Origin of the sequence: Balneola sp. EhC07 (assembly GCF_001650905.1) — a bacterium.
GTDB lineage: Bacteria > Bacteroidota > Rhodothermia > Balneolales > Balneolaceae > Balneola.
In genome coordinates this window covers 72644-91464 of record NZ_LXYG01000017.1, presented here as the reverse complement: position 1 = coordinate 91464, position 18821 = coordinate 72644, and the positions used below count along the sequence as shown (strand labels likewise).

Sequence of the window (18821 nt, the reverse complement as noted above, 5' to 3'; positions counted from 1 at the left end):
ATTCATAATAATGTTTAATAATTCATTTAACTCACCTTTGATGAGAAGCTTGCACAGTCAGATTTATTGTAAAGTAAAGATCTTTTTATTTGGACTGTTGTGCGTATCCGGAATAGGGTGCGAAAACGAGTTCGATCCACTTCAGGAAAACGACAGGTATGTTTTTTCAATGTATGGCACATTTGATATACATGCCGACACTAATTGGGTAAGGGTAATGCCAATTGTGGAGACTCTGATTCCAAAAGATCCGGATTCAAACGGTACAACAGTAACTATGATCCATCAAGGAACCGGTGAAGAAACTCAACTTCAACCCAAATTAATCCGCTTTAGTGAAAATGTTTATGTATGGAATTACTGGACAACCAAAGAACTGGAGCCTCAAGAAGAATACATGATTCGCGCAGAGGCACCGGGTGGAAGTCAAAGCTTTGCCACAATCACTATGGCGTCAGAGTTAGCGATACCGGATATAATTTATTCGGGTGGGAATGAAGAAGGAGAAATCAGAGGTAATAGTGAAGACACATTAGTCACCATGGATTTCAGATATTTAATACAAGTGATCAGGGATCGTGTAGTTGAGCCGGAGGTAGAGGTTATTATTTCAAATCTGGATGATATCAACTTAAAAACGAATGGAGATTATTGCGCTGAAATAGATAACGCTGAGAAAATAGAAGAGATCTTATTAGCCAATCGGGGTGATATGATAGTTAACAGAAGAGAGTTGGTTGTAATTTCATCCAGCGAAGATTGGCCCGACATCGTTGACTTAAGTGAAGAAGAGATTGTTTTGCCGGATGCAGTTTCAAATGTAGTTAATGGTACAGGGTTTATAGCCGGAATAGCTAAGCGAAAAATAGTTATAACATCTAAAAGAGTTTCCGCAGAAAGCTACCCAAAAAGAAAATGCGAATAGACCGTTAAATGATCTACACAAAGAATATGAATATAAGCTTTCTTTTAAGACTGATACCTGTCATGTACTTTATGATCTTTGGGGTATTGACGAGCAACATCAAAGCTCAAGGCTCTTTAATTCGCGGGATAGTAACAGATTATCAGACAGGAAAAGTGCTCGATATGGCAAACATTACCCTTCAACCAATGACGGGCAAGGGAATCGTTGGAACAACTACAGACGGTAACGGGCTTTATGAATTCAATAATGTGGCCGCCGGTGATTATGTGTTTGTGGTTCGTTATGTAGGATACGAAATGCACATTGATACATTAACCATAGGGCTAAGAGCACGGAATATTTCAAATCATGTGCAGCTGAGACATTCCCGTGAAGAGCTTGAAGAAATCAATGTGCAAGGTGCAGTTGCTGAAGACATGAACCCCGGTCAGATTAGTATAAGTCCTGAAACGTTCGGAAGAGCTCCAACACCCGGCGGAAGCGCAGATCTGGCTAGTTATATTCAAACTCAACCCGGTGTGGTTGCTGTAGGAGATCGTGGAGGACAGCTTTTTGTAAGAGGCGGAACGCCATCAGAAAATATGATGCTAATGGACGGTATATTGATCTATCAGCCGTTTCATATTATTGGATTCTTTTCGGTATTTCCCGAAGATGTAGTTTCGAATGTAGATTTTTATGCCGGTGGATTTGGTCCACGTTACAGTGGAAGAACTTCTTCGGTAATGGATGTAAGGCTTAAAAACGGAAACCTTTACAATCAAAAATGGTCTGCTTCTGTGAGTCCTTTTGTGTCGGATTTCTTTTTTGAAACCCCGGTTCGTGAAGGAAAAAGCTCAATTATTGGTTCTTTGCGCGGTTCATTGATAGAAGAGACAAGTGATGTATATCTATCGGAAAAACAGCCGATGAAATTTAACAGCCAGCTGCTCAAGTATTACAACTCAAGTGGCGAAGGAGTAAATTGTTCTGCATTAATTATGCGAACATACGATCGTGGTAGTCTCGATTTTGAATCGGATGATTATTTTAAATGGAGTAATGTAGTTACAGGCGGTCGCTGTGCAGGAGCATCTGCAGAGTCGAAGGTTTCGTTTGTCGATTTCAACTTTGGTCTATCTTATTTCACGAATGAGCAAGGTGGATCTGAAGGGGGGGTGAGAAATTCTCAGATATTTAAATCGCACTTAGATATGAACTTGACCTTGTATGTTGGAGAAATACGGTTCGATTATGGTTTCTTTACTGACTACAGAACCATGTCTTATGATATTGCGAATCTCTTTGTTTCTCTTGATGAAAAAGCGGTAGCGTTTTCAAATGCCGGGGGATATTTGAAAATGGGCGTTAATATTGGGGAGAAAATTCTGATCGAGCCGGGCGTGTCTATCACAAGTTATTTAAAACGATTATCACCAAGTGTGGAGCCCAGATTGCAGATGTCATGGCAGCCGCGTGGCCGCGTGGATGAAGAAATTCATGCAGCACTGGGAATATATCGACAGCCATTTGCAGGACTCACTGATTTCAGAGACGCTGGAACATCCTTTACTACTTTTATTCTGTTACCCGAATCAGAACGAAGAATGGAAGCAAGACATGCACTGTTGGGTTGGAGACAGCCCATAGGTGACTTTTTCGACTTTTCCGTAGAAGGATACTACAAAGAAATAAAAGATACTCCGGTTGCAACCTGGGGTCCGGTTGCTCGTTTTGCAACTGCACTTGCTTATGCAGATGGAACAGTGAGAGGTATGGATCTACGGCTTAATTTAAATTACCGCAGGTTTTATATGGGATTAGGTTATGGCTACTCCATCACAGAATACACAACAAGGCAAGATCATTTTGGGACCTGGTTTGGCGAACCTGTGCAGAGCTACAATCCGCCGCATGATCGTCGCCATCAGTTAAATGCTCAGACAGGTTTCAATGTGGGGAATTTTTCAACAAATGTGAGCTGGTCGTATGGATCAGGCCTTCCTTATACACGTCCTCTAGGTTTTGACAGCTTTTTTAGTTTTGATCAGCGTCCTCCCGATGTTACTGAAGATTACGGCGAACCCAGAGTGCTGCTGGACAAGCCTTTTAAAGGACGTATGCCCGATTTTCACCGACTGGATATATCTGTATCGCAGGCTTTTAATGCCGGCACCAAAGATATAAAAGTTCAGGCCGGAGCCATTAACACCTATAACAGAGAAAACCTGTTTTATTATGATGTGTTCAATCAGAGAGGGATTAACCAGCTTCCTTTAACGCCTTATGTGTCGTTGAAAATAGAGTCTAATTAAGAATACTGTTTTAATCGGCTAGTTTGAAAGCATGGTCTTTCTGAAAACGATGAGAACGAACCCATTTCGAAGGGAGAATTATGTTGCGGGAGTTCAGGAGCTTAGTTATTCTTCACTTGTTACATCTGGTTTTAAATCAGTATAAACTTTGCTGTCCGCATATATTTTAACGACCCCACTTTTCCCATCTTTTCCATAATGTTCTGTTGCAATATCACCCTTTTGTACTATGATAGAGTCTATATGTTCAGTTTTTATACGCTTTAAAAATTCACGAGACGTAACTTTACCATTCAAAACAAAAAGAGGTTGATTATCCTTGTTTATTATTGACCCGGTCCCATCAAGCGTAAATGTATAGTCCTCTAATTGTTGTTTGGATACGTTTGTAATGTCAGAATCCGAGCACGAAGAAACATTAAAAAGGACAATAACTATAACCAGTTTAATAGATATTTTAAACAAATTTTCACGGATCATTTTGGTCATATTGAATTATCAAAAAATGTAAGTAGAATAACGACCGGGTTTAAGAATCGAGCCGAGTTAACATTAAAATTACGAACCTGCTCAAGCCCCGCTGGAAATGTTTGTTAGTTTGCTTGGTATAAGTAAGGCTTTGCTCCATCTTTAGGTATTGCTACAGTAATCTTAGAGTTGTAAGGTTCATAACCTTGAAAAACATAATTCTCAATATTGTAGTCCTTTGTTAACACTGAATCAAACTTAAAAGTCTCATTCAACGTAACAACTTGATATGGACAATAACTCGACAATAAAATATTTAATGAATCAACCCATCCCCAATGTTCCGCTGTTTTTCTTAAAACCAAGGTAGGAGTTTGATTTAATTTTGATAAACTAATGAAGTAATTATAATCTCCCTCAAAAACAGTATTTATTGATTTACCACTAACTTTTATTACTAATGAGGTTGATCGACCTGATCCATATGGATAACCAAAAGCAAAAATTAGAACTCCTGTTTGAGTAGGATATATACCGACTAATTTAGAGTCGATTAAAGAAGTAGCAGATGATGAAAAGTCATCTGGAATTACATCAAATATGTCAACTGGATCAAAAGACTTTGTCCCATTATTAGCTAGATAAACAGTTAACCTTGAGAAAGTTCCAGGATCCGCCTGATACTTAGGTGGGTTTTGAAGTATTACTAAATCTTCAAATTGGTCATTATTGAGATCAATTTTGTAATAATCTACTAATGCAAGACTATCAATTTTTAGAACAGAATATATAATTGAGTCTGAATCGATTTCCTGAAAAGAAACAATTTCTTCAGACTCGGTTGCAGTAGGTATAATTTCTTTTTGCTCTTTCGTGCATGAAATAAGTAGTAAACTGAGTAAAAAAAAGAAGTTGTTTCTGTTCATATAAGTTAAAGCAAACTAACATAATAATACACGAACTTCCGTTCGTTTAAAATCAGTTTAAGATAGCAAACCACCTTTATAAAACAAGTACTAAGACGAACCCATCCCTGTCCCTTCCCTTAAACAAGGGAAGGGGACTTTTTAACTAGATCCCAAATTTATTTAAAGAGTCTCTCTCCCTAATGTTAGGGAGAGAACAAGAGTGGGTCAGACCAATCCGGATCTCAGGCATTCGCCGCGTGATGACCATATTCTTCACTAAAATTTCAGGGCGTCGAACAACGTCCAAATACTCCGACCTTTAGAATTATTGGCGAGCATTATTGACGGCTAATACTAAAGTTCAAAAGAGCTTAAAAACCGAGTCTCATTTTCTTTGTCATTATAATAAAACACGGCAAACACATGCTGGAAGTTGGTTTTAGGCTTGTCACTATAAGGAACCATCCATTCAACCTTACTTTTTAAGAAATCTATAAACCCGGCATCAAATTCATTATCGATTCCTTTGAGTGTCTTAACGCTGTGTATCTTTAGATTTCTATCAAATGTTATTAAATATTGGTAATAGCTGTTTTGCGGCAGCTCAATTCCATCATACTTTTTCAAATAGTCAGAGATATTTGTTCCAACAGGTTGGACAGAAAAACTTCTCTTTAAATTTGATAACCGGGAAGACAAAAAATCTAACATTTCAAGTTCACGGTTAATAGATTGTTGTCTGTTCTGTTTTGCCCTTCCCTTAAACCAGGGTTTTACCATTGGCTTGGAGTTGCTACACCATCCAAAAGTTAATTTCCCTTCATTATTTTTAGTAGCATAGACAATCCAATCCTCACCCTTCTCAACATAAAGATCACACGATGTAAGGATGCCATGTCCCCGATTTCCGTATACATAAAGAGTACTAACCTCATTTCCTTTGAATACTTTTTCCGCTTTAACTTCAATTTTGAACGTCTTGGATTCTTTGGTAGGGCTATCGAAGACTTGGTTTATAGTAACTTTACCAACAAAATCAGATGTTATATAGTGGTTATTTGTTTCTTGCCATGAACTTGCACAAGAACACGCATTAGCATTAGAATAGCCAAGCAATAAAATAAATATGAGAAGGTAAAGTTTCATGAAGGTGTACGTTTCTTATAGAAGTAACTCATTTATTTTATTGTACACAAGATTACTCTTGATTAGCGAGCTCAAATGCCATTTCTCTTTTCAAATAAATAACGAAAACATAGAAACACCCGGGTTCTGCGAAGTTTTAAAATCGCTATAAATTCAATATACTAATGAACTCTATCTCGGCTTGATCCTACAAAAACACCGAGTAAAAATGTATTACACTGCAAATAAAATAAATCTCATGAAACGTATATCACTTTTAAGTTTAATAGTAATGTTATGTGTCCCTGTGACCATGATTCAAGCTCAAACCACGCCGGATGGTTCATTAGAAGCCATGCAAGGCTTTGCCCGTGCCGTTGACGTATCTGACGGCCGTGTATTTGTTGGCGAACCTTCAAATTTTCACCAACCCGGTACCGTCTATATTTTTGGTAAGAAAGGTAACAACTGGGATCAAATGGCCCGTGTTATGGCCAAAGACGGTGTAATTGGTGATAATTTTGGTTCTGCACTGTCAGCAGATGGAAACCGCGTTTTGATTGGTGCACCAAGCGCTAATGACAGGATTGGAGCCGCATATATATTTGAACGCGGTCGTGACGGAACCTGGTCACAAAAAGCTAATTTTAAACTCGGCGATGATATTACAGCCGGCGGATTAGGTGCAAGTGTAGCATTGACGGGCGATCATGCATTTGTAGGCGCTCCAAGCTATGCAGACGGAAAAGGCTCTGTAATGGTTTTCCAGCGTTCTTCGGGCGGTGTTTGGGCGTTGAAAAGCAACATCATGAATCCGGATACTTCTACAGCTAATTTTGGATCATCATTAGCTATTGATGGTGATCAACTTGTAGTAAGCGCTCCGAAACGAGAGGGCGGCACCGTGTTTGTAATGAATAATATGGACGGTGAGTGGACAATGGCTACTACCTTAAGCAGTAATCAGGCTCAGGAGCAAAGTCGTTTTGGTTCCTCTCTGGCTATAAAAGGAGATCGAATTTTGGTAGGAGCTCCCCGCAACAACAATGCGATGGGAACTGTTTTTGTATATGAAAATGTAGATGGAGAATGGAGTCCTTCCGGATTGCTGACGGCATTTGATGTTGAAAGACGTTATCAGTTTGGCGCTTCAGTAGCATTTGCTGAAAATGAAGTTTGGGTAGGAGCTCCGGGAGCTAATGGCTCAAGCGGAAATATTTATCAGTTTATGATGGATGAAAATGGTGCGTGGACAGGTTCTTCCAAGTTACCTGTTGGAGAACAAGAAGCAGGCGACGGTTTCTCCGGCTCAATGGCTATGGATGGCAATATTGCAGTAGTAGGATTGATCGGCGCAGATTATGGTGCCGGTTCTGCAGTCATAATGGAGAAGAAAGGCTCAGGTGACTGGATGGCTTCTAAAATGATTATCGGAGAAGAATCTTCTGTGCTGGAACCTGTAAAGGGGCGACGAGTACAGTGTGATGATTTGAAAGCTGAACAATTTGGTTGTAAAAATGTAGATTTGATCTCCTTCCTTCCTGTAAGTGATATTGGTGGCGGACGCGGTGTTCGTGTTAATGACATTTGGGGATGGACCGATCCTGAGACCGGCGTGGAATATGCACTCGTTGGAAGAAATGAAGGAACTTCTTTTGTTAGTCTTGCTGATCCCGGTAATCCGGTATACGTAGGTAACCTGCCTATGACAGAAGGCTCTCGTGCAAATGTTTGGAGAGATATCAAGGTATATAAAAACCATGCTTATATCGTAGCTGATGGCGCCGGAGAACATGGAATGCAGATACTGGATCTAACTAAGCTAAGGGAATTTGATGGCGAACCATTACAGTTAGAAGAAACCGCTCTGTACACAGGTATTCACAGTGCTCATAACGTAGTAATCAATGAAGAAACCGGTTACGCCTTTATCGTTGGTAGCAGCGGAGGTGGAAACACTTGTGGTGGCGGTCTTCATATGTTGAATATTCAAGACCCGGCAAATCCTGAATTTGAAGGTTGTTTTTCTGATCCATCAACAGGAAGAAGTGGTACGGGTTATTCGCATGATGCACAGTGTGTAATATACAATGGCCCGGATGAAGATCACCAGGGAAGCGAGATCTGCTTTGGTGCAAATGAAACCGCAGTAAGTATTGCTGATGTAACCGACAAACAAAATCCGGTTGCTCTTTCTACAGCTACCTATCCTAATTATGGATATGTTCATCAAGGTTGGTTGACAGAAGATCATAAGTACTTCTTTCAGAATGATGAGCTTGATGAGTTAATGGGAGCAGTAGAGCGTACTCGTACAATGGTTTGGGACGTGACCGATCTGGATGATCCTCAACTATTGAGAGAGTTTTATGTAGAGATCCCGTCATCTGATCACAACCTTTACATCAAAGACGATAAAATGTATCAGTCTAATTATGTAAGTGGGCTTCAGGTGATTGATGTTTCTGATCCTGCAAATCCTGTAAAAGTAGGAGACTTCGATACTGATCCTTTCTCTAAAGATGCACCCGGTTTTGCCGGAACCTGGAGTAACTATCCATTCTTCAAAAGTGGTTTAGTTATTATGACCAGTGGTCGTGAAGGTCTTTTCGTACTGGATACAAATGCTAAGGCAATCAGCCAGTAATTAAATCGTTTCAAAAGCAGCCTATCTTATCATACAGATGGGCTGCTTTTTTTATAAGAATAATATCATAAGCAGAGAAAATTCCAATCATGCGTAGATTTTTAGGCTCGTGTTTAGCATTAATATTCCTTTTATCGACCGGTTATGTAAAAGGCCAGATAGCTAACCCTCAATATATTTATACCTGTAATCAAGGTTCGGCCAGTATCAGCGTGATTGATAATAATACGCACGAAATCGTAGCGGTCGTTGATCTTCAAGAACTGGGTTTTAGCGCCAATGCCAAACCACATCATGTAATTGCAGAAGCGGATGGTTCGCACTGGTATGTAACTCTGATTGGGGAAAACAGAGTCCTTAAGTTTAACAGAGATAATAAACTGGTAGCTGAAACCGAAATAGAAGTACCGGGATTGATGACGATGGATCCTGACAGCGATATACTTTATGTAGGGCGATCAATGAGTGCAGTGAATCCTCCTCAAAGTTTTGGAGTAATCAATCGCAGTGATATGAGTCTGGAATCCGAGAAGGATCTGTTTTTTACCCGACCACATGCTATAACCACGTTACCGGGTAGCGATCGGATTTTTGTTGGGAGCTTGTCTTCAAATCAGTTTCTGTCTGTGAGTTCTAAAGAAGTTGATTCAGAGCTGACAAATCTGGAAGGTATGAATCACATGCTGGTAAATTTTGCGATCTCTACGGATAAAAAAACCATGGTGGGAACCGGCCAAATGACAGGCAAATTATTGATATTTGATATTACAAACCCGGTATCTCCGGCGCTGGAAGAGGCTATTGCTGTGAATGCAGCACCATGGCATCCCGTTTTTTCCCCGGATGGTCAGTTTGTATACTTTGCAAATAAAGGCACCAACACGGTAACAGTGATCGATATGAAAAAGCGTGCAATAGATGCAGTGATCAAAGGCAATGGACTAAGTCAACCACACGGCGCTGCACTATCTGCTGATGGTAAATTTTTATATGTAAGCAACAACAATCGAAACGGAGGTTATTTGCCTGAAGGAGTAACGGCAGAAGATGCTCCTGGAACAGTGGTGGTTATCGACACTCAGAGCAAAGAGATCATCAAAGTGATTGAAGTCGGCAAAAATGCCACCGGTATAGGAACCAATGTTCAATAAAGGATCCCATATTTTAAAGATGCTGAAATACTTCTTTTCAGCAGTTTTCATCATTACTCTGATAAACGCGTGTACTGCACAGAAAGAACTGATCGTGTCAGAATCTGCAGAAACCTATCAACAGCAGATCGATCCATTTTTTGTATTCGATAAAGAAGGCAATCAAATTCAGTTTCCATTTATAGGTGGATTGAATACGCCCCGTCCGCAATTTGTGGATATTGATAATGATGGCGATTCGGACCTGTTCTTGCAAGAACACTCTTCCGAATTAATGTTTTTTGAAAACCGTGAACCGGGAACTAAATCAGCTTTGAAATGGATCACCAATACTTATAAGGGTTTGGATATTGGTGAGTGGTTTCGGTTTGTAGATATGGATCAGGACGGAGATATGGATTTGTTGACTGAACAACCATATAGTTACATTCGCTATTACAGAAATGAAGGAACGGCTGAAATGGCCAGCTATACATTGGTTGCAGATTCCTTACGAGACATTAATGGAACTCCGATCTTCTCGGATCGGCAGAATATTCCCAACGTTACGGATATTGATTGTGATGGCATGCCTGACCTTTTCATTGGAAGCCTTGATGGAACACTCGCTCGTTATGAATCTCAAGGACGCGATGAGAAAGGCACACCTCTCTTTAAACTTATCACAAAACGATTTCAGGACATTGAGATCGTGAAACAATTTGGTACGCTCCACGGAGCAAATACGATGGCTTTCATCGATATCGACAACGACGGTGATCAGGATATTTTTTGGGGTGATTTCTTTGAACCCAGTATACTTCTTTTAGAAAACACAGGCAGTTGCAGCAATCCACAATTTGTTGGCGAACCACGTTCATTTCCACCATCCAGTCCGGTCATGACCAGCGGTTATAATGTGCCGGGATTGGTAGACTGGGAAGGTGATGGAGACATGGATCTGTTTCTGGGTGTACTGGGTGGCGCTTATAACACGAATGAAACCACGGCAGATAATTTCTACTTTTTCGAGCAACAGGATAATCGCTTTGAGTTACAAACCGAACAATTTCTTTCCATGATTGATACCGGAGACGAAAGCATTGTAACTACCGGTGATCTGGATGGGGACGGAGACCTGGATATGTTGGTATCCAATAAGATCGATCCCGATAACCGGAACTCTTCGGTTGTTTATCAATTTGAGAATCGTGGAACCAAACAGATTCCCGAGTTTCACTTGAGCGGCAGTCTGGAATTGCCGGCGGCTTATCATTATGCTCCTGAGTTGGGTGATCTGGATGGAGACGGAAAAGCGGATCTTATACTTGGGAACTGGAAAGGAGGAATGGATTTCTATCGAAATACCGGTTCAGGCTTTGAGTTGATTAAGGAAAATGCTGCCGATCTGCCACGAGGAAGTAATGCAGTTCCCTCTTTGGGAGATCTTGATGCGGATGGCGATCTGGATTTGATAGCCGGACAGTCGGGAGGTGGAGTTGAGTTCTTTCGAAATGAAGGGACAAACAAAGCCCCTGAATTCATCTCCGTACCGGATGTTTTTCCTGAAGTTGAAAGTTTGCAACGCAGTGCTCCGGCATTGTATGATATTGACAGTGATGGAGATCTGGATCTCTTTTTAGGCACCAAGATCGATGGCTATCTCTTTTTTAGGAATACAGGAACGTCAACAGATCCGGCATTCACCAAAGAAGCCTTCCCTTTTACCGTGCGTACAACGCAATTGGGAAGCCCACACTTCACCGATCTTGATAGCGATGGTGTTGCGGAGTTCTTATCGGGTACCCGTGGTGGTGGGGTTCTTTTTTATAAACGCTGAAAGTTAAAATTGTGGGGCTGGTATCTGAGTAATCTTAAAACGCTTTGTTATGCTCACGGTTTTAGGTTCGAGATGCCCAGTATCCGGGCTTTCGTCTTAAATTCATAACAGCAAATATGGTAATAAGCTCGTCTTCCACAGAATAGATGATTCCATATGGAAAGCGGGAAACTAAAAACCTTCGTTCTGTTTTAGTGATTTTAGTTCCGGATGTAGGTTGTTGTTCAACGACATCTAAAACTTTTACTACCTCATTAATAAATTCATCCCCAAGCCCAACAACCTGTTCCTCATAATATTCGGAAGTTTCAAAGAATTCTTTTCTGGCTTCTGAATGAAATTTAATAGTCACTTTTGAATACGTTTTCTGGCTTCTTTTAAAACGTCATTAGAAGAATGAAGGGAGGCGTCTCCTGATTTAAGTGATTCCTTTCTCTTTTGAACTTCATCAATCCAAGACTGTTCTATTTCAGGATCAATTTTACCATGGATACTTTGCAATAGTTTATCAACCAGACGGGCTTTATTCTTTTTGTCAAGGTTCAAAGCCGAAGTTTCAATTTCTTTGGGGTTGGTAATCATAATAAATAAGTTAGTTTATCAGAATGTACTTATTACTGAAGAGAACTGGAAGCGAGATGCATTATTGCAGTCGGTATAACGATCCCGCGTTTAAGCGGCGCGGGGATTATGATTTCCTTGAAGTAGCGAAATTAATTCCTCACAAACAAGTTCGATCGAACCCCATCCGCGTCCGATTTAAAACGCCTTGTTATGTTGCGGAAAGGAACTAAAGCTTATATTCGTAGTTTTCAAAATCTACTCCCATGTTTTCTAATTTAGATATTAGCTGTTCCCTTTTTTTATATCCTTCAGATCCTTCCTTATATGACATGAACCGTTTTATATAATCTTGAATATAGTAAGTGACTTCAATGTTCTCTGGTTTTCTCACAACTACTCTCATTGGTTTTAGAACATCGACATTCAATGAATCTATATAATAATTGATAATATCAAATTTGCTTGCACTTACGGAACTAGCAAATGGGATTCTTTGATCCTCAATTAACTTTGAATAAGGATTAGCACCGTGACTAACCAAAAGTTTAACAAGATCAAGATTTAAGCTAGATGCTTTAATGAGTGGAGAAGTTGCCGAAATGTAATGTCCTTTCTCATTGACAAAATCTTTATCAACTGAATAATTTGGATCTGCTCCGTATTCCAATAATGTTTTAGCATAGCGGTTATCCTTTATCCATTCTGAACTACTTCCAAAAGGCATGATTGAATTAATCAATATACTGTAATTGGTATATGGATTCGTAAAATTGGGATCAGCTCCTAGTTGGAGTAACTTTTCAAATGACTCAAACTGTTCGACGTATAAACAGAGTGCAAGAACATTAGATCCACTTATTGGATTGGTAACCTCCAATAAAGAGGGATCCTTCTTAACCAAGCGTTCAGTTTTTTTCAGATTTCCATTTTCAACTGCTTTAGCTAACTCGTAAGCTTTAGTTTCCTTAAAAAACTTAGTATTGCGACCTGTCATGAGTGAACAACTAAGCAAGGATATTCCAAAACAAAGAAATAGTACTAGAATTGGCTTTAGATGCATTGGGAATCTATTCATTTAAAGAGCAACATAACAACCCCGCGTTTAAGCGGTGCGGAGTATTTGTTTTTCTTGAAGTAACGAAATTTTGAAATAAGAACAAACTCATCAAAATTGAATAGTTGAAGTTGGAAGTTTAGATTTTTAAATCGGGGTCAACTTTCGGAAGTATCCGAAGGTCGACTTTTGGTCTCATTCAAAATCGTTCAATTACAATTGTTTGGTTATTTTTTACTGTTTAATTGGATGGCGATGACTTTTATTTGCTCATTTCCAAACAGATCAATGGATCTAATGATTAGTTTTTGAGGTGAACTTCCCTGCATTTTAATCGGACGGAAATAAGGTTTATAGTCTTGCTCGCTCAATTTATATTCTAGTGATTTTACTTCCGATTCTCTGTCAATGGATGTGATTGAAATAAGTGTTTCTGCATCTATTGTTACTTCCTTATCGTTTTGCTGATGAGGTTGCTTGCTGAAACTAATATCTATTTCAGGGGCAGTTTCATCGTATAGTACTGAAAGTACCTGAAGTTCTTCAACATTGCCTACTTGGTCTACAGCTTGAAAGCGCACAATTTTTTGGCCAGACTGTTTAAACTGAATCGACTGTGAATAACGAGTCATGGTTTCGGAGTTTATGCTGTAATTAATATACGCTACACCAGATGCCCGATCCGCAGCTGAAAAGCTTAATGTTGCTCCTGGTCCAAAAATAAATCCGTTTTTGCTTTCAATTCTGTCTCCTGAAATAACATGTTGTGTTTGTGGTGCGGTTCCATCAACTGCAACATTTAAATTATGTACCTCGCTTTGGTTACCCAGTTCATCTTCTGCTGCAAATTGTAGCACTGAAAAGCTCCCAGCCTTAAATGAAACTGGATGACTATAAGGTTGCCTATTGTTTTCACCATTAGTAGAATACCAAACAGTTCGGATTTCCATTTCTTCATCATTTGCCTTTAAGGCCAGCTCTGTAGTTGGATGAATATAAACCTGGTTTTTTGCTTCAAAATGAGGACCTTGCCAAACAGCGTTTACTACGGGGCCGGTTTTATCAATTTTGAAGTTGAATTGTTTTTTCTGCTCCCTATTACCCACCCGGTCTACCGAATAATAATAAATGGTGTTATACGCCCCTTCAAAATCACCCAATTCAGAAAGTTTTATTTCTGAATTATATATAATCGGTTTTTCATTGTTAAGTTGAATATAGGTGGTGTCTATTCCCGCCAAATTATCATCAGCTTCAAGCAATAGGGTAGTATATTCCGAAAGATTAGACCCTGAAAAATTAGACGAGAAACGATGGGAGGTAATCGGTGCTGTAGCATCCACATTAAATTGAAAAAGCTGTTCATTTTCCTCATTACCCACTTCATCAACTGAATAATATCGGATGGCATAGTTTTGCTCGGTATAATAGCCACTTAGCATTTTATCATACGGCTGGTACCGGCCGCCATTTTCAGAGGTGTACATTTCTTTCACTCCTGTAATATTATCTGAAGCCGAAAGCGCCAAATTCACACCTGGTGCAAAAATCAGTGTTTCTCCCTGTTTAAATGAAGCTGCTCCCGAAGCCTCGATTGTTGATGTCGGAGGGGTTCCGTCAATAGTAATAGGATAATGGGTAGTACTTTCATCAACCTCAACTTGTATAATATTCTCTGTATTTTTCTGCAAATTAATAGGAAATACCCTTGAGCTATCAGATGAAAAGCTTAACATAAATTTTTCGCTATCTTCTGCATCTGACGAACTTAACCATAGATACACTTCCTTATCCGGCCCCTGAATGGCTTCTTCAATTTTCATAAATGAAGAATTTTCAGGGCTTATTCGCTCAGGTTGAACATATAAATCTGTATTTTCTGTTTCTTGTATCGTCAGCTTTATGCGTTGTTCTTCTTCTTGGTTATTCACTTGGTCGATAGAGTAGTAAGACAATGAAACAGTCTCTTTTTGGGTGAAAGAAATGGGAGTAGTGTAAACTTCCCACGGCTCATCATTAACTTTATAGCGCACTTCCTTTAAACCAGACTCCAAATCTCCGGCATCGAGCGCAATCTTAGTTTCCGGATTTATAGCATACCCATCGCCCTTTTTAGAATAGTATCCCTGAAAGCGAATATTGGTACTTGGGCGTCCATTATCCAAATACAGCTTCACGCTTTCCTTATCAGAGGTGTTCCCAACCACATCTCCTGAGTAATAGGTTACGGTATATGTTCCGCTAACTGATGGGAGCCGTATAGGGTTGGAGTAGGGGCGTTCGGGGTTTTGATTAATCTGATACTTTGTTGAAGCAGCACCAGATTTATTATCACGAGGAATAAGAGTGATGTTGCTTTCGGAAGAAAGGTAGGTTGTGGCATCTTGCTTAAATACATCTCCCGAAAGCTCTACGGCTATTTCAGGGCTATTTCTGTCAAGGTAAAAACGGTAAGCCAATGTATCTCCAGCATTTTTCACATTATCTGTTGCATAGGCAAAAAGGATGTGATCTCCATCTTCAAGATCGTTTAAAGAAATAGAGGTGCTGTATTGGGAAGCCTCATTTTCATCGAACCAGAAAAATATACTGTTTACGCCAGAGGCATTATCCGTAGCTGCTAAACTTATGGTAGCTTCTGCTGCAATTACAGAAAGATTTTGTGGACCTTCAACATGTTGAAGAACTTGTGGACCTGTTACATCTACTTCAAATTCCAGCGTTTGTACCGGCTCCACATTGCCAACTCTATCAACGGCATAATAATATAACATGTAGTTTTGATTGTTTCTAAAAGCAGGGTTTTCTTCAGTAAATGGATTGAAAGCGCCATTATTTAATGCCCAATAAGTGTTTAACACACCAGCTGATTCATCAACGGCTTCATATTTAACCGACATGCTTTTTCCTACATACAACCTTCCTTCATCGTTTGTAAAAAGAGGTGCATTTACTAGTTCTATGGTTGAAACAGGTGCAGTTCCATCTACCACAAGTGGATAGCTGATAATGCTACCGTCAGCGTTTGAAATCTGTACATTTGTAGCGCCTTCGGGGAGTAATTGTGAACGTTGTTTTTCGGCATCTTCAAGCACTTGGGTTGCTTCACTTTGCATCCCCAAAAACATAAATTGGTACGACTGATGTTGGTTTATAAACACTTTGTTGTCGGGTGCGCGATACGTTTGAATTTCATGTTCAAGTGGCGGTTTAGCTGGAGGAGATTGAGCATAAAGGGCTTCCGTTATCACAAATAAAAAGCAAAGTGTTATCAATCCTATTTTCAGGATCAACCCAAATGTGAGGCGCTTTTTTAGCTCGGTTTTATTCAGATTCCAATACATAGTATTACTCCGAAATTATAAACCTAAGTGTTTTAATTGCTTCATTTCCCACACGGTCGGTTGCATAGATTTCTATCTTTTGCTCACCCGGGTTTTCAAAATTTAACGGCATAGCAAAAGGTTTTTTTGCCTCATCATTCAGGCTGTATCGGATACTTTCTGCACCGGAGGCTTCATCAGTTGCCGCTAAATACAATACCGTTCCGATGGGATATTGATCCAGTACAGAGCCATCTCCTGCATTTCCGGATCCAATTTTTGATGAGCTGTAGTTCACTGTTACCATTGGCGGGCTGTTATCAACCACCACTTCTACACGCTGTTTTTCTTCTACATTATTTACATTATCGATTGCGCCATAGGATATTACAAATTCACCCTCGTTGTTAAATGGAAGAACATCAGTATACACCTGATTGTTCGCGTCCCCTTCCACCGAATACTGTATTTTCTTTACTCCCGCTTCTTTATCGCTGGCTGTTATCTCCATTGCTGTTTGAGAGGTGATCCAGGTTTTACCGCGCTGCGTAAAGGAAGTCCCATTAAACGAATGTGTAGACGTGGGAGCCGTTTGATCTACATATAAGTCTTGTTCGTTCTTTTCTTCCTTATTGTTGACGTTATCAACCGACCAAAATGCCAACCGGTAATTCCCTTCTGTGGAGGGTAAACTAATTGTAGAATGTTCATACGTTCGATCCGGGTTGTCATTAATTTGAAAATGGGTAGAACCAACCCCTGTTTTATTATCAGAAAATGTAAGTCTATACTCCGTTCGGTTAGATACGTAGGTTCTGTCTCCTATATGCTGATCTCCCTCTATTTTTAAAATGGTTTGAGGAGAGGTGCGGTCTACATAGAATTGAAATACATTTTCGGTTTCTTCATTCTTCACATTATCTCTGGAATTGTAGTACAACATATGGGAGCCTTCATCTAGAAGTGATACCGATATAGCCTCTTTGTACTCTGTTTGTTCTTGTTGATTAAAGTGAAAGGCGGTTGTAGCTAATCCTGAATGTGCATCATTAGAAGAAAGAGTGATTTCAGCGCTTGGTGAAAGTATTGATCCTTGATGTACTCCCACAATTTGATGTTGGGTAACTGGGGCTGATAGATCCACAAAAAACAGTTCCTTTTTCACCTTTTCAGCATTACCAACATGATCTACTGCGTAATAGGCTATACTGTATTCTTTCTCCTGATTAAAATCATACACGCCAAAAGTAGGTGCAAAATCAGCTCCATTCACCGAAACGTAGATATTCTCTACACCCGCATGTTCATCATTTGCGTCAAACTCTGCTTTCAATCCCCGCCCTTTATAAGTTACTTCTTCAAATTGATGCGTTTCCGCACCGCTTAGTATAATATTAGAACTTGGGGGAAGTCCATCAGCTTGAAATTCTAACAGAAGTGTGTCCTTAGTTTCGTAGTTAATCCAACGCAAATATTGGTTGCCGGAAAGCTCTAAATTTATCTGCGATTGCTCCAAAGCTTCAACGGACTCTTGTTGTTTTATGCTGGCCGTTTCCAGTTTATGTTTTGGCGCCGTTTGCTGGGGTGAAGTTGACAACCAAACATACACCGGTAAATCTTTGGGCCAGAATAGCCGCTGCGTTTCTAGATCTTTATATACTTTTAGCTTATGCTGCATGGGATCAATGTCTATTGTTTGGGCAGCTGCCGCTAAAATTCCTGTAATCATAAAAACTATAATCAGCAAAAATCTGCGGATAGAATTTGTGTATGGTGATGATTTTTTCATGGCATTAATAATTGAAGTAATTTGACCTAAAATTTTTATTCGCTTTAATTGGTGTACATTCTATATTAAAATCTGAAGGAGACTTCACTCTCCTCCAAATGGACTATTAAAACAGCCCGTTATTTAAGCGGGCTGTTACTTCTGTATTATTTATGAGTACTTTTTTAGAGACAAAGCACTCACGTTTTCGAACGAGATTTTTTGTTTAATATGGACCAAACAGATAATTGCCTGGCGCATCTAAATCTTCACTCATATGAAATTGCTCCACGATGGTCACAAATTCATCTCTTGAAATTTCGCCATCTCCGTTTAAATCCAGATATTGAAATGACCATTCTGGGATTCCTTCAGCCACACCAAAAGAGGTCATTATATCGGTGTATTCTTTTATGGAGATATCACCACTGCCATCTGCATCAAATAAATCGAAAACAGCGCGGGTTACTTTTTTCATATAATCTTCGCGCCATTCCTCGCTCGAAAGCACTACATCTTCGTGAGCCAGCCAGTCGGCCAAGGTTACTTTATTTGGATCTTTAGTGATACCAAGATCACGTGCATTTTGCCAAATCATTCCAATGGTGGTTTCAATAGAGGCGTACTCTTCAGAGCCTTTATCCAGACCTCGTTTTGTGGTGAGGCGTTCTATTATTAAGTCCACATCGTCTTGCTCGAAAAAGCCATTAGCATCAAGATCTAGACAGTTGAAATAACGGGTTAGTTTACGTTGTTGAAAAGGTGTTAACAT

At 39.7% G+C, this 18821-nt stretch carries 14 protein-coding genes; 5 read left to right on the top strand and 9 right to left on the bottom strand.

The window, feature by feature from the left end; all coding sequences use genetic code 11:
- Positions 1-10 precede the first annotated feature (10 nt).
- Positions 11-925 (top strand): hypothetical protein, encoded by a 915-nt coding sequence (locus tag A8B79_RS09510; RefSeq protein WP_066221567.1) that lies wholly within the window; start codon positions 11-13, stop codon positions 923-925.
- A 26-nt stretch (positions 926-951) separates the two neighbouring features.
- Positions 952-3222 carry a TonB-dependent receptor gene (locus A8B79_RS09505; RefSeq protein ID WP_161485161.1) on the top strand — a complete coding sequence of 757 codons (2271 nt, stop codon included), beginning with the start codon at positions 952-954 and terminating at the stop codon, positions 3220-3222.
- A gap of 105 nt (positions 3223-3327) precedes the next feature.
- Here the strand turns inward: A8B79_RS09505 and A8B79_RS09500 are convergent, their stop codons facing one another.
- From A8B79_RS09500 to A8B79_RS09490, 3 genes are all read right to left on the bottom strand, one after another.
- Positions 3328-3711 carry a hypothetical protein gene (locus A8B79_RS09500; protein WP_066221562.1) on the bottom strand — a complete coding sequence of 128 codons (384 nt, stop codon included), beginning with the start codon at positions 3709-3711 and terminating at the stop codon, positions 3328-3330.
- A gap of 104 nt (positions 3712-3815) precedes the next feature.
- Positions 3816-4616 (bottom strand): hypothetical protein, encoded by an 801-nt coding sequence (locus A8B79_RS09495; RefSeq protein ID WP_066221559.1) that lies wholly within the window; start codon positions 4614-4616, stop codon positions 3816-3818.
- A 336-nt stretch (positions 4617-4952) separates the two neighbouring features.
- The gene (locus A8B79_RS09490) at positions 4953-5744 is read right to left on the bottom strand and encodes a hypothetical protein (protein ID WP_066221555.1); all 792 of its coding nucleotides are present in this window, start codon (positions 5742-5744) and stop codon (positions 4953-4955) included.
- A gap of 238 nt (positions 5745-5982) precedes the next feature.
- On the opposite strand from A8B79_RS09490, the gene A8B79_RS09485 reads away from it, so the two are divergent.
- The 3 genes from A8B79_RS09485 to A8B79_RS09475 all read left to right on the top strand — a co-directional run bounded on the left by A8B79_RS09485 (position 5983) and on the right by A8B79_RS09475 (position 11340).
- Complete coding sequence (locus tag A8B79_RS09485; protein WP_201118555.1) at positions 5983-8370, top strand: choice-of-anchor B family protein; 2388 nt, start codon at positions 5983-5985, stop codon at positions 8368-8370.
- Between the two features lie 89 nt (positions 8371-8459).
- On the top strand, positions 8460-9521 hold the full coding sequence (locus tag A8B79_RS09480) for a YncE family protein (protein ID WP_153038411.1): 1062 nt from the start codon (positions 8460-8462) through the stop codon (positions 9519-9521).
- Positions 9511-11340, top strand: a complete 1830-nt coding sequence (locus A8B79_RS09475) for an FG-GAP repeat domain-containing protein (RefSeq protein WP_066221543.1) — start codon at positions 9511-9513, stop codon at positions 11338-11340. Before A8B79_RS09480 ends, A8B79_RS09475 begins: the two co-directional genes overlap by 11 nt.
- Before the next feature lie 61 nt (positions 11341-11401).
- Here the strand turns inward: A8B79_RS09475 and A8B79_RS09470 are convergent, their stop codons facing one another.
- The 6 genes from A8B79_RS09470 to A8B79_RS09445 form a co-directional block, all read right to left on the bottom strand.
- Complete coding sequence (locus tag A8B79_RS09470) at positions 11402-11692, bottom strand: type II toxin-antitoxin system RelE/ParE family toxin (protein ID WP_066221538.1); 291 nt, start codon at positions 11690-11692, stop codon at positions 11402-11404.
- Positions 11689-11922, bottom strand: a complete 234-nt coding sequence (locus A8B79_RS09465) for an addiction module protein (RefSeq protein ID WP_066221535.1) — start codon at positions 11920-11922, stop codon at positions 11689-11691. Before A8B79_RS09465 ends, A8B79_RS09470 begins: the two co-directional genes overlap by 4 nt.
- Before the next feature lie 208 nt (positions 11923-12130).
- Positions 12131-12979, bottom strand: a complete 849-nt coding sequence (locus A8B79_RS09460; protein ID WP_153038410.1) for an ankyrin repeat domain-containing protein — start codon at positions 12977-12979, stop codon at positions 12131-12133.
- 206 nt (positions 12980-13185) lie between these two features.
- Complete coding sequence (locus A8B79_RS09455) at positions 13186-16302, bottom strand: OmpL47-type beta-barrel domain-containing protein (protein ID WP_066221528.1); 3117 nt, start codon at positions 16300-16302, stop codon at positions 13186-13188.
- A 4-nt stretch (positions 16303-16306) separates the two neighbouring features.
- The gene (locus A8B79_RS09450; protein WP_066221525.1) at positions 16307-18070 is read right to left on the bottom strand and encodes an OmpL47-type beta-barrel domain-containing protein; all 1764 of its coding nucleotides are present in this window, start codon (positions 18068-18070) and stop codon (positions 16307-16309) included.
- 205 nt (positions 18071-18275) lie between these two features.
- Positions 18276-18821 (bottom strand): EF-hand domain-containing protein, encoded by a 546-nt coding sequence (locus A8B79_RS09445; RefSeq protein ID WP_066221522.1) that lies wholly within the window; start codon positions 18819-18821, stop codon positions 18276-18278.